We start from the raw sequence: 12,638 nt of genomic DNA, 5'->3' as shown, positions 1-12,638 counted from the left end.
AGGATTCGTTAGTTGCCCATCCTAATGAAGAGGGGGGTGATTAAGACGGAACGAAAATGGATGTACCGAGTCGCACTCGTGCTAACCGTATTAGTAAGTTTGTACGTTTTGTATTTACTTACACCTGTGTGGAAACCCGTGCTCGTTAGTCTGTTTAAAATACTTATTCCTTTTATGATCGCTGGATTGTTTGCGTATTTATTGCATCCAGTCATTGATTATTTGGAACGACAAGGTTCTCCACGCTTTTTGTCAGTGTTTATTATTTATACAATCTTTTTCGGGGGCGGTGCTTGGCTTATTGTCGAAACGGCACCGAAAATACTTGAAGAGACAAAAGAGTTGTTGCAAACGCTACCTACTTGGGTTCGTAGTTTTAATGATCAACTGCTCACAATTCATCGTCAAATAGATACATTACCACCGAGTATTCATGATCAAATTGAAAATGGCGTCGTGCGTTTAGAAAATGAAGGCAGTGAAATGATGAATGGTGTGGTCGATCGATTGCCACTCATTTTGGAAGGAATCGCGTTTATATTTTTATTGCCATTCGTCACGTTTTATTTTCTAAAAGACTTGCGGGCATTAGAGAAAGCAGTTGTATTTATAACTCCGAAAAGGTTTCGAGAAACGGGCGAGAAAGTGGCAAAAGCGGCAGATCATGCATTTGGAAGTTATATTCGTGGGCAATTGCTCGTTTCGATTTGTGTGGGGGTTCTTTCTGTTATCGGACTTTGGATTGCAGGTGTCCCTTATCCGATAGTACTTGGGATTTTATTAGGGGTAATGGATTTAATCCCTTATTTTGGTCCGATTCTCGGTGCAATTCCAGTACTCATCATTGCACTTACCGTATCATGGCAAACGGCACTGTTTGCGTTAGTCGCAATCTTAATCATCCAACAGATTGAAGGGAATGTCTTGTCACCAATGATTGTTGGCAAGAGTGCACACTTACATCCACTCATTATTCTGTTTGCTTTGTTATTAGGCTATGAATTTGCCGGGGTGATCGGATTGCTTGTTGCTGTACCGTTATTTGTAATCGCATCAGAAATTATTAAAGTGTTTAGACATACAAAAGGATCAGAACAAAGGGTCTGATCCTTTTATTTTGAGAGCATACCTCGAAAAGCGAAAGCTACATTTTGTGGACGTTCTGCTAACCGGCGCATAAAGTAGCCGTACCAATCTTTACCGTAGGGCACATATGTCCGGAAGCGGTAGCCGTCTTTAACGAGTTGAAGTTGCACATCATTGCGAAAACCGTATAACATTTGGAATTCAAACATTTCCCGGGGAATACCATTTTCTAATGCAAATGTTTTAACTTTTTCAATTAGTTCATGATCGTGTGTGGCAATCGCTGTATAACTCTCATTAAGCATGTGGGTTTTAATCATTTCTAACATATGCTCATCGATTTTTTTCTTATCTTGAATGGCAACACTTGCGTCTTCTTTGTAAGCCCCTTTGACGAAGCGAATTTTCATTCCTTTAAGGCGGTTTGTGTCTTCCACACCAGAGTGAATGTAGGCTTGTAAAACGATACCGATGTTGTCATAGTCTTTACGCAATTCATCAAGTAAATCAAGGGTTTGATCGTAATGAGCGTAATCTTCCATATCAATATTGATCATCGTGTCGTATTGTTTGGCACGTTCAAGCAAGGCACGAATGTGTTTCATACATAAACCTTCGTCTACGTCTAAACCGAGTTTTGTTAACTTTACAGAAAGATAGCAATCAATGTCGTTTTCTTTGATAAAATCTAACGCTTCCATACTTGATTGGAAGGCTTCGATTGCTTCCTCTTCTTCATAAACAAACTCACCTAAATGATCAAGTGTGATCATTCGCCCACTTTCGTTTAATTCCTGCAATGGTTGTAATGAATCTTCAATGGTTAAACCAGCGACAACTTTTGAAGCACCTAATTTAAGGCCCCATCGCTTCGCGTTTTTGTTTAAGAGTTTATTTTTCGACAAATATAAAAAGAAATCTCGGTTTAATTTATGCATTGCCATACCCCTTTTGAAAAGGAAGTTGACCCTTCATTTAAGAGGGGTCAACAGATCCTAATTAGAATTGATCACAAACCGTTTTTGGCTCCATGAAATGTAGGATGTAGCCAGGTCCACCAGCTTTCGTGTCTGTTCCTGACATTTTAAATCCACCAAACGGTTGATATCCGACGATCGCAGCTGTACACCCACGATTGAAGTAGAGGTTACCAACGTGGAATTCATGGCGAGCTTTCTCTAAATGATCACGGTTGTCAGAGATAATGGCTCCTGTTAAGCCGTAATCAGTGTTGTTCGCAATGTCGATGAGCTCATCGATGTCGTTTGCTTTCGAGAAAGCAACGACTGGTCCGAAGATTTCCTCTTGCATGATGCGGGCATTCGGGTCAGCATCTTTGAAGATCGTCGGTTTTACGAAGTAACCTTCTGATTTGTCGCCTGTACCACCTGTTACGAGTGTCGCTTCTGATTTACCGATTTCGATGTACTCAAGAATTTTATCAAATGCAGACTCCTCGCATACGGGTCCCATGTACGTGCTCGCGTGTTGTGGTGCATCAATCGTTAATTCTTCTGTTTTCGCTTTCACACGCTCAATGAGTTCTTCGTACACATCAGCGTGAGCAACGACGCGTGAACACGCAGAACATTTTTGACCGCTAAAACCGAAAGCAGATTGCACGATTGCGTCTGTTGCAATGTCGAGGTTCCCTTCGCGATCGACGATGATCGTGTCTTTTCCACCCATTTCAATGGCTGTTTTCTTTAAGAAGTTCTGCCCAGGTTGAATCTTCGCAGCTTTCTCGTAAATGCTCGTACCGACTTCTTTTGAACCAGTGAAGTTAATAAAGCGTGTTTTTGGATGCTCAACGAGGTAATCACCAATGTCACTGCCGCTTCCTGGGATAAAGTTGACGACGCCTTTAGGCATGCCCGCTTCTTCAAGTACTTCCATAAATTTATACGTAATAACCGGTGTTAAGCTTGCAGGCTTTAGAAGGATCGTGTTTCCTGCAACCATCGGACCAACTGTAGTACCCGCCATAATGGCAAATGGTAAGTTCCAAGGAGATACAGTTACACCAACACCAAGTGGTAAATAAGTGAATGCATTGTGCTCGATTGGACGGCTGTTAATTTCCGCTCCGTCTTTGTATTCGAGCATTTGGCGTGCGTAAAATTCTAAGAAATCAATCGCTTCAGCAGAATCTGCATCTGCTTCTTTCCAAGGCTTCCCAATTTCATACACCATCCAAGCAGAAAACTCATGCTTACGACGGCGAGAGATTGCAGCAGCACGGAAGAGAACGTTTGCGCGTGCTTCAGGTGTCCAGCGGCTCCATGTTTTGAACGCTTCTTGCGCTTTTTCCATTGCTTGTTCTGCTAGGTCTTGATTCGCTTTTGAAACGGTACCAATGATTTCTGAATGGTTTGCTGGGTTGTACGATGTAATTTTGTCTTCGGTTGCAATACGTTCGCCACCGATGATGAGAGGGTAATCTTTGCCGAGTTGTCCTTTCACATACTGAATTGCTTCTTCAATAGCTTGTTTGTTTTCTTTAACTGTAAAATCTGTAAATGGTTCGTGTGTGTATGGGACGACCATGAGATCACTCCTTAAAGTTTATAGACTCACTGCTAGTTAATTGCAAAAACGATGCCAATTTTAAATTCGCGAAAAATAAGGCTTTTACGAATGTGAAGAACTCAAAAAAGCAAAAATATTTGCGTTGAACTGCAAATATTTTTGCTTTTACCTAACGTACTTGGAATTTTGAGAGTTTATACTGCAAATTTTGGCGGCTTAAGCCTAGTCGTTTCGCTGCACGTGATATGTTGTGTTGTTCTATGTCCATGGCTTCGGCAATTAGTTGTTGTTCAACTTTCAGTAAACGTTCGGGTAACGTCTCCGTTTCTTGTAATGGTGAGTGATGCAACGCATTAACAGGTTGAGTATGATGTGACAAATGGTGAGGCAAGTGATGGAGGGTCATCGTTTCTTCGCCATTGACGACATTCAGTGCCCCTTCAATGATGTGTTCTAACTCACGGACATTCCCTGGCCAATGATAGTCACGTAACGATTCCATAACTTCGCGTGAGAGTGTGTGCATGGAAACATTGAATCGTTCACGGTATTTCTTTAGAAAGAAAGTAGATAAAGGAATAATGTCATCCTTACGTTCTTTCAGGGATGGGATAAACAAGCTAACGACGCTTAGGCGGTAAAATAAATCTTTGCGTAACCGACCGTCGGATACCGCATCAATGGGATCTTCGTTCATCGTAGCGAGCAGTCTCACATCGATGGTACGTTCTTTGCTTTCGCCAATGCGTGTAACTTTCTGTTCTTGAATTACACGGAGCAATTTCGGTTGCAAATGAACGGGTAATGAATTAATTTCATCGAGTAACAATGTTCCTCCATCTGCTTGTTCAAAAAGTCCTGGACGGTCAAGAGCCCCAGTAAATGCACCTTTTGATGTGCCAAATAGAATCCCTTCAATAAGGCTTTCAGGGAGGGCAGCGCAGTTTTGTGTGACAAACGGTTCGTGACTGCGACGACTTGCACTATGAATGCTTTGTGCGAACAGTTCTTTACCTGTGCCTGTTTCACCGATCAGCAATACAGTTGAAGACGTACGTGATGCCCGTTTTGCTTGTTCAATTACTGCTTGAAACGATTGAGAAGAGCCAATCATATCGGCAAATTGATAGTGAGAGGCATGTTCATTCGTCCGTTTATCACGAAGCATTTTTTCCATTCTCGTAATGTCATTAGCAAGTTCAACTGCACCGATAATGTGCTCATTATGATAGATTGGATACACGTGGTTCATCGTTGTAATTTCAAGACCTCGTGAATTGAAATACGTCTGTTTTTGGTTTTTTGTCGATTCACCATGATGTAAGGCACGTAGTAATCGGCTTTCTTGTTCGGATTTAAATTGAAACACATCAAGCAACGAACGACCAGCAAAGTCAGCAGTCGTCATTTCTTCAATGTTTCTCATTTTACGGTTATAAATGACCGGTTCTTCGTCGCGGTTAATGATACGAACGCCGATGTCGATCTTTTCAAAAACTTGTTCATACAGTGTGTGTAGTTGCTCATCCATCGTTGTCACCTGCACTTCGTCTAGTGTAAACGTAGTGTAGCAAAAAATTTTGCATTAAAGAAGTGTGAAGTAAAAAATTTGGCAATCTTTTATCGTTTCATTCCGTGAAGAGAGGACGGACTGAAGAATAGAAGTCAAGCGATCGGCAAAACTTGACATGAACCCTATTAGTCGTTGTATTATAAGAAAAGATATGAAAGAACACGATGAAGGAACGAGTAAATGATGTGGCATTGAACGATAGAGACATTCTCCTTAGGCTGAAAGAGAGTGCATGCCCCTCATTGAAGGCTACTCCTGAGTGCAAGTAAACCTTGCCGTTTGCAGCGTTAATGCAGCAGAGTGAGGCACACGATCCGGTGTGCTTAACAAGGGTGGTACCGCGAATAAATGCTTCGTCCCTTTTTGGGACGGGGCTTTTCTGTGTTTACAAAACGATTGGAGGTCATATCAATGAAATCTTTAACATCTGCTGAAGTACGCCAAATGTTTATTGACTTTTTTAAGGAAAAAGGACACGACGTTGAACCGAGTGCATCACTCGTTCCTCACGAAGATCCATCGCTTTTATGGATAAATAGTGGTGTAGCAACACTTAAGAAATATTTCGATGGACGTGTGGTCCCTGAGAACCCTCGGATTGTAAATGCACAAAAATCAATTCGTACGAATGACATTGAAAATGTCGGAAAGACGGCAAGACATCACACGTTTTTTGAAATGCTCGGGAATTTTTCAATTGGAGAGTACTTTAAGGAAGAAGCGATTGAGTGGGCTTGGGAATTTCTAACGAGTGAGAAGTGGATTGGTTTTGATCCTGAAAAGCTTAGTGTTACGGTCCATCCTGAGGACATGGAAGCTTATGATTATTGGAAAATAAATATTAAACTCCCTGAAGAGAGAATCATTCGCTTAGAAGAGAACTTCTGGGACATTGGTGAAGGACCAAGTGGTCCGAACTCTGAAATTTTTTATGATCGTGGACCTGCTTATGGAGATGACGAAAGTGACCCAGAGCTTTATCCGGGTGGGGAAAATGAACGTTACCTAGAAATTTGGAACCTCGTATTTTCTCAGTTTAATCACAACCCTGATGACACGTACACACCACTTCCGAACCAGAATATTGATACGGGAATGGGTCTAGAGCGAATGGTTTCGGTTATTCAAGATACGAAAACAAACTTTGAAACCGATTTGTTTATGCCAATTATTAAAGAAACTGAGAAAATATCTGGGAAGAATTATGGGAATGATGAGTTGGACGACACAGCATTTAAAGTGATCGCTGACCATGCCCGTACGGTTTCGTTTGCCATTGGCGATCGAGCACTTCCTTCAAATGAAGGAAGAGGCTATGTTCTTCGTAGGCTATTACGCCGCGCTGTTCGTTATGCTCAAGCGATAGGTATCGATGAGCCATTCATGTACCGTCTAGTCCCAATCATCGGTGACATTATGAAGTCTTACTATCCTGATGTGAAAGAAAATGAAGCTTTCATTCAAAAAGTCATTAAGAATGAAGAAGAGCGTTTTCATGAAACGTTAGCAGAAGGTCTTGCGCTTTTAAACGATGTTATTGAAACGGCGAAGGCTAAAGGTGCTAACCAAATCGATGGACGAGATGTATTTAAACTTTATGATACGTACGGTTTCCCGGTCGATTTAACCGAAGAGTACGTTGAAGAAGCAGGCTTTTTAATTGACATGGATGGGTTTAATGAAGAAATGAAAGCCCAGCGTGCGCGTGCACGTGCTGCTCGTAAAGAAGACGGTTCAATGCAAAGTCAAAATGAAACGCTACGAACGCTTACAAAAACGAGTACGTTTGTCGGTTATGACAAAACAAAAGTTGCAACCAATGTCATTGCGATTGTCCAAGGGGAAGAATCAAAAGAAGTCATTGAGACTGGAGAAAGTGCAATCGTCTTATTCGACCAAACACCGTTTTATGCTGAGAGTGGTGGACAAGTTGCTGATACTGGGATTATTTCTGGTGACAACTTTGAAGCGACTGTCGAAAATGTATTGCGTGCTCCAAATGGACAACCGATGCACGAGGTGACGGTAACGAGCGGAACGTTGCAACTTGATCAAACAGTCACGGCATCGATTAACGATAAGGCACGTGCAAAAACAGAGAAAAACCACAGTGCGACACACTTGTTGCATCAGGCGTTAAAGGACGTACTAGGCGAACATGTCAACCAAGCAGGATCTTACGTTGGTCCTGACCGTTTGCGATTTGACTTCTCACACTTCGGGTCTGTTACAGCTGAGGAGTTATCAGAGATTGAGCAAATTGTTAACAACAAGATTGCGGACAATATCGCTGTTGTAACTGAGCAAACGAGCATCGAAGACGCAAAAGAAAAAGGTGCAATGGCTCTGTTTGGTGAGAAATATGGTAGTGTCGTTCGTGTTGTTCACATTGGCGATTATAGTATTGAGCTTTGTGGAGGTTGCCACGTTCAAAACTCTTCAGAAATTGGATTGTTAAAGATCGTTACTGAAACGGGAATCGGTGCTGGTGTTCGAAGAATAGAAGCGGTAACAGGTACGGGCGCTTACGTCTATATGAACGAGCAACTTTCGTTGTTAGACGAAGCAAAAGAAGCATTAAAAGTAAAAACAACAAAAGATGTGCCAAGAAGAATCGTTCAATTAAACGATGAGTTAAAAGCGAAAGATCGTGAGATCGAATCGTTAACCGATAAACTTGGCAACATGGATGCATTAAAGATTCTAGATGACAAGCAAGATGTAGACGGTGTTCCAGTCGTGGCTGCAATTGTTGAAGATCGTGATATGGATGCGCTTCGTTCAATTGCAGATGAATTGAAACAAAAACTAGATTCTGGAATTGTCGTTTTAGGTACGAGCAAAAATGGGAAAGTTAACTTAGTCACAACCGTAAGTAAAGACCTTATTCAAGCAGGTTACAAAGCTGGGGAGATCGTTAAAGAGACAGCGAAACTTTGTGGCGGTGGTGGCGGTGGCCGACCAGATATGGCACAAGCAGGTGGAAAAAACCCTGAAAAACTACAATCAGCGATTGAAGCTGTACCTAGTATCGTGCGTTCCATTTCATAAATCTTGTAAATCATGTACAATAGGGTCAAGTTATGTTGGAAAATCGAGAAACGAGGTGGCCTTCTATGAGCTCGAAGGATAATACAGTCAAGTTTAATGTCCAAGATGAACAGGCGGAAGTAAACGTACAAGAAATATTATTTAACGTTTATAATGCGTTGGAAGAAAAAGGATACAACCCAATCAACCAAATTGTCGGATATTTACTATCGGGTGATCCAGCGTATATTCCTAGGCATAATGATGCCCGCTCATTAATTCGTCGCCTCGAACGAGATGAGCTTATTGAGGAGCTTGTGAGACATTATTTGAAAGGTACCGATTAATACGAATGAGAACAATGGCTTTTGATATTGGAGATAAACGAATTGGTGTTGCCGTTAGTGATTTACTCGGACTAACGGCACAAGGACTCGACACGATTCAAGTTCGGTCCATAAACTCTTCATTAGATGAGATGGAGCAACTCATTCATGATAACGAAGTGACAACGGTTGTGGTCGGTTATCCGAAGAACATGGATGGTACGATTGGTCCTCGTGCCGAAAAATCAATAAGGTACAAAGAAGCTCTAGAAGAGCGACTCGATGTTACAGTGAAGTTATGGGACGAACGTTTGACAACGATGTCTGCACAACGTACTCTCTTAGAAGCAGATGTTAGTCGTTCTAAACGGAAAAAAGTCGTAGATAAAATAGCGGCTGTCCTTATACTTCAAGGATTTTTAGACAATACTGCACACAAAACAAGCCTTTAAAGGATAAAAGGAGTAATTATTATGTTAGAAGAAAATGAGCGTATCGTATTACCAGACCCGGATGGCGAAGGGGAGCATGTATTTGAAGTTATGTTCACGTTTGAAGTCGATGATAGCGAAAAGCAATACGTTGTCGTAACGCCTGTCGTTGAAGACGATCAGGAAGAAGATGAAGAAGTTGAGATTTTCGCATTTGAATACGAAGAAAGTGCTGAGGATCCGGAAGGATATACGTTGCACCAAATCGAGTCTGATGAAGAGTGGGAAATGGTCGAAGAAATGATCAACACACTTCTAGAAGACGATGAAACGTTGCTTGTTGATGGTGAAGCCGAAGACAAGGAATAATGAACGGATCGTCCCGGCCCAGGAATTTTTCTGGGACCGGGATTTCTGTTCGTATTGCAGTAGAACTATAGAAGCTTAGGTGGGGGAGGGGACCCTCTTGACAGAAGAATCGAAGGAACCAGTAGATGCGGTGTCAAGGCAGGTGGAGACTGCGCGTAAAGTACGTAAAATCGTAGTTATTGCATTAATTTCTATTGTTTTACTCGTAGCAGTCGTAATTTTATCGGGATATGTTTATTTGCAATCAGCCGTCTCAGCGATGGATGAAGAGGACGAGTCGACGGTAGAAGTTGAGATTCCGATCGGATCATCAACAATGGGGATTGGCCAGATTCTTGAAGAAGAAGGCTTAATTACGAACGCAACTTTTTTTAGATATTACGCTCGCTACCAGAACTATTCTGGATTTCAAGCAGGGAATTATGAGTTAAACCGTGCCATGGATCTTGAAGAGATTATGACGTCACTTCAAGACGGGGTATATATGGAAGAGTACGCGTTTACGTTTGTAATTCCAGAAGGTCTGCAATTAGAGCAGATCGGTGAACGCATTGCTGCCGAAACGGATTACGATGAAGAAGAAGTTTTAGACGTATTAATGGATGAAGACTTTAGCGAACAGTTACTGGAAGAATATCCGTTATTAACTGAAGAAGTGCAAGACGATGATGTGCGTTATGCGTTGGAAGGCTATTTGTTTCCTGCATCGTATGACTTTCTAAGTGAAGATACACCGGTCGAAGAGTTCATTGAAGCGATGGTCGCTCGGATGGCTCAAATTTATGAAACAATTGTACAAGACTATAGCGAGGAAGAAGGAATTGAAGGTCCAGCTGCTGAATTAAGTGTTCATGAAGTTTTGACACTGGCTTCAATTATTGAAAGAGAAGCGGCAACTGCTGAAGACCGGAGGTTGATTTCAGGAGTTCTTCATAATCGCTTAGAAGAGGGTATGCGTCTAGAAGTCGACCCAACCGTTGCTTATGCGATTGGGGAACATCGTTACATGACGAGTTACGACGATCTAGAGACAGACAATCCTTACAATACGTATCGTTTTAGTGGTTTGCCTCCAGGACCGATTGCCAGTCCTGGTGAGGACTCAATTCGAGCGGTATTTGAGCCTACTGACAGTGAGTATTTGTTCTTCTATGCACGTTTTGGTGGAGAAGTAATTTACTCAGAAACGTATGAAGAGCATAATGAAGTACACCAACAATACCGTGATGAATGGATTGAAGGTCAAGCTGATGATGAGGAAGACGACGAATGACGATGGATCGGTTACAATCGTATTTACACGAAGTTCATCCCCGTTTAAACGAGGATGAACTTCTACAAGAAATGGAACATCATGCTTTTGAACACCATGTTCCCATTATTGATTTAGAAAGTGCTCGTTTTTTACAACAGCTTATCGCATTACAGGGTGTTACACGGATTCTAGAATTAGGATCTGCAATTGGTTATTCAGCAATTACGATGGCACATGCGGCTGCTAACGGTACAGTAACGACGTTTGAGCGAGATGAAACCCGCATACAAGATGCACGTACATTTCTTCAAAAAAGCGTTACAAAAGATCAGATTCAACTTATTGAAGGAGATGCCTTTGAGCGGATTGAAGAATTACAAGGCTCCTATGATTTTTTGTTTGTGGATGCATCAAAAGGTCATAACATACGCTTTGTAGAAACGTTCTCACCGTATTTAAAACGAGGTGGTCTGATGGTTGTCGACAACGTCTTGTTTAAAGGGTGGACGTATGAACCGTCAGAGGCTCCGAAACGACTACAACCACTCGCCAAAAAAATGGCGTCGTTTAACGAATGGTTACTCAAGCACCCACAGTTTATGACGACCATTCACCCGATCGGTGATGGGATGGCAGTCGCAATTAAACAGTAAGTATGTATTTTTATTGCTGATTAATGGTAAATTATTGCAAAGCAATTGTATTTTCGTAATAGAATGCGTATGATGAAATTCATATAAAATAAGAGAAGAGTCACGTTCTTCTTAAAGATTTAGAGGAGTGAAAGGCATGGCAGAGGATAAGAAGTATTATATGACAGAAGAAGGTTTACAAAAGTTAGAAGAAGAACTTGAGCACCTTAAGACGACGAGACGCCAAGAAGTTGTCGAACGTATTAAATTGGCTCGTGATTTTGGCGATTTATCGGAGAACTCCGAGTATGATACAGCCAAAGAAGACCAAGCCTTTATCGAAGGTAGAATTAACCAAATTGAGAACATGATTCGCAACTCTGTCATCATTGAAGATGATGGCAACAACGATGAGGTAAGTCTAGGAAAGTCTGTAACGTTTAAAGAACTTCCTGATGGTGATGAAGAAGTGTATACGATTGTAGGGAGCGCAGAATCAGATCCTTTAGAAGGAAAGATTTCGAACGATTCACCGATGGCACAAAGCCTTCTCGGTAAGCGTGTTGGAGATGTAGCGAACGTATCGACGCCTGGTGGCGACATGGAAGTTGAGATTATTAACATCCAATAGTTCAAATTCCGACAAATGGCTCTATCATCTGATTGACAAATCCTTTATAGTAGAAGAGAACATGAATTGCTTTTCTTAATCAACGAAACATTGTAATGAAGGTGATTGCTCAATGGATGAACAAAACGAGTACCGTAGTAGTCGAAACGATTTAAGAAAGAAACGTACGATGAACCGGATTATGAACGTATCGATCGGTGTAGTTGTTGTCCTTATTGGCTTTTTCATGTATCATTTGCTCTTTTCTAGTAGCGACGAAGTCGCAGACGAAGAAGAACCAGCACCTGAACAGATTGAAACCGACGATGAGGTTGATGAGAACGACGATGCAATAGAAGAGAGTGACTCTGAAGAGGAACTTTCTGAAGAAGAGTTAACAGAGCCGATCGAAGAAGATGAGGTTAGTGAAGACGGTGAAGGCAATGATGGTGACAACGATGCACCGCTTGGACCTCCTGAAGACGGCAACTTTGAGCCAGTAGGCACAGAACAAGAATCGCTTGATTTTACGTTTACTGAGGGTACACAAAACCGTTATGAAATGATGCGTGCCATTGAGTATGCTACAGGAATTCCTGAATCAGATTGGGATTACCTCGATCGAATTGAGAATAATGGTGGCGTTGGTCAAGCTCTCGGTCGTATTTTCTATGAAGGGGTTCAATATGAGATTGAAATGGAATGGGTTGAAGGTGAAGGTTGGATGCCATTGAACGTTTCAATCGGATAATAGAGATGCCTGGAATTGCTCATACAATTCCAGGCAATTTTAAGGT

Annotated in this window: 12 protein-coding genes and 1 other annotated feature; of the genes, 9 read left to right on the top strand and 3 right to left on the bottom strand. The window is 41.7% G+C overall.

Features of this window, described 5'->3' with window-relative positions; all coding sequences use genetic code 11:
- The first annotated feature begins 36 nt into the window (after positions 1-36).
- Positions 37-1,107 carry an AI-2E family transporter gene (locus tag JOD17_RS14570; RefSeq protein WP_204698631.1) on the top strand — a complete coding sequence of 357 codons (1,071 nt, stop codon included), beginning with the start codon at positions 37-39 and terminating at the stop codon, positions 1,105-1,107.
- Between the two features lie 5 nt (positions 1,108-1,112).
- Here JOD17_RS14570 and JOD17_RS14565 read toward each other — a convergent pair whose 3' ends face one another.
- The 3 genes from JOD17_RS14565 to JOD17_RS14555 all read right to left on the bottom strand — a co-directional run bounded on the left by JOD17_RS14565 (position 1,113) and on the right by JOD17_RS14555 (position 5,146).
- Positions 1,113-2,024, bottom strand: a complete 912-nt coding sequence (locus JOD17_RS14565) for a proline dehydrogenase family protein (protein WP_204698630.1) — start codon at positions 2,022-2,024, stop codon at positions 1,113-1,115.
- Positions 2,025-2,085: 61 nt separating this feature from the next.
- Positions 2,086-3,633 (bottom strand): L-glutamate gamma-semialdehyde dehydrogenase, encoded by a 1,548-nt coding sequence (gene pruA, locus JOD17_RS14560; protein ID WP_204698628.1) that lies wholly within the window; start codon positions 3,631-3,633, stop codon positions 2,086-2,088.
- 151 nt (positions 3,634-3,784) lie between these two features.
- The gene (locus JOD17_RS14555; protein ID WP_204698627.1) at positions 3,785-5,146 is read right to left on the bottom strand and encodes a sigma-54 interaction domain-containing protein; all 1,362 of its coding nucleotides are present in this window, start codon (positions 5,144-5,146) and stop codon (positions 3,785-3,787) included.
- Positions 5,147-5,343: 197 nt separating this feature from the next.
- Positions 5,344-5,552, top strand: a binding site (T-box leader).
- A gap of 47 nt (positions 5,553-5,599) precedes the next feature.
- Here JOD17_RS14555 and alaS point away from each other — a divergent pair.
- From alaS to JOD17_RS14515, 8 genes are all read left to right on the top strand, one after another.
- A complete protein-coding gene (gene alaS / locus JOD17_RS14550) occupies positions 5,600-8,239 on the top strand; it encodes an alanine--tRNA ligase (RefSeq protein WP_204698626.1) in 2,640 nt (879 codons plus the stop codon).
- 65 nt (positions 8,240-8,304) lie between these two features.
- Positions 8,305-8,565: an IreB family regulatory phosphoprotein gene (locus JOD17_RS14545; RefSeq protein ID WP_042359446.1), complete on the top strand. Its 261-nt coding sequence runs from the start codon at positions 8,305-8,307 to the stop codon at positions 8,563-8,565.
- Between the two features lie 5 nt (positions 8,566-8,570).
- On the top strand, positions 8,571-8,996 hold the full coding sequence (gene ruvX, locus JOD17_RS14540) for a Holliday junction resolvase RuvX (protein WP_204698625.1): 426 nt from the start codon (positions 8,571-8,573) through the stop codon (positions 8,994-8,996).
- Between the two features lie 21 nt (positions 8,997-9,017).
- Entirely contained in the window at positions 9,018-9,344 is a 327-nt protein-coding gene (locus JOD17_RS14535; RefSeq protein WP_239575558.1) for a DUF1292 domain-containing protein, read from the top strand.
- A 97-nt stretch (positions 9,345-9,441) separates the two neighbouring features.
- Positions 9,442-10,617 (top strand): endolytic transglycosylase MltG, encoded by a 1,176-nt coding sequence (gene mltG / locus JOD17_RS14530; RefSeq protein ID WP_204698624.1) that lies wholly within the window; start codon positions 9,442-9,444, stop codon positions 10,615-10,617.
- Positions 10,614-11,252 carry an O-methyltransferase gene (locus tag JOD17_RS14525; protein WP_204698623.1) on the top strand — a complete coding sequence of 213 codons (639 nt, stop codon included), beginning with the start codon at positions 10,614-10,616 and terminating at the stop codon, positions 11,250-11,252. The genes mltG and JOD17_RS14525 overlap by 4 nt, the downstream gene beginning before the upstream one ends.
- Positions 11,253-11,388: 136 nt before the next feature.
- Complete coding sequence (gene greA, locus JOD17_RS14520) at positions 11,389-11,862, top strand: transcription elongation factor GreA (RefSeq protein WP_042359448.1); 474 nt, start codon at positions 11,389-11,391, stop codon at positions 11,860-11,862.
- Positions 11,863-11,974: 112 nt separating this feature from the next.
- Entirely contained in the window at positions 11,975-12,592 is a 618-nt protein-coding gene (locus tag JOD17_RS14515; protein WP_204698622.1) for a YrrS family protein, read from the top strand.
- Positions 12,593-12,638 lie beyond the last annotated feature (46 nt).

The organism is Geomicrobium sediminis (genome assembly GCF_016908595.1).
GTDB lineage: Bacteria > Bacillota > Bacilli > Bacillales > Marinococcaceae > Geomicrobium_A > Geomicrobium_A sediminis.
This window is presented reverse-complemented; position numbering and strand designations above follow the sequence as displayed.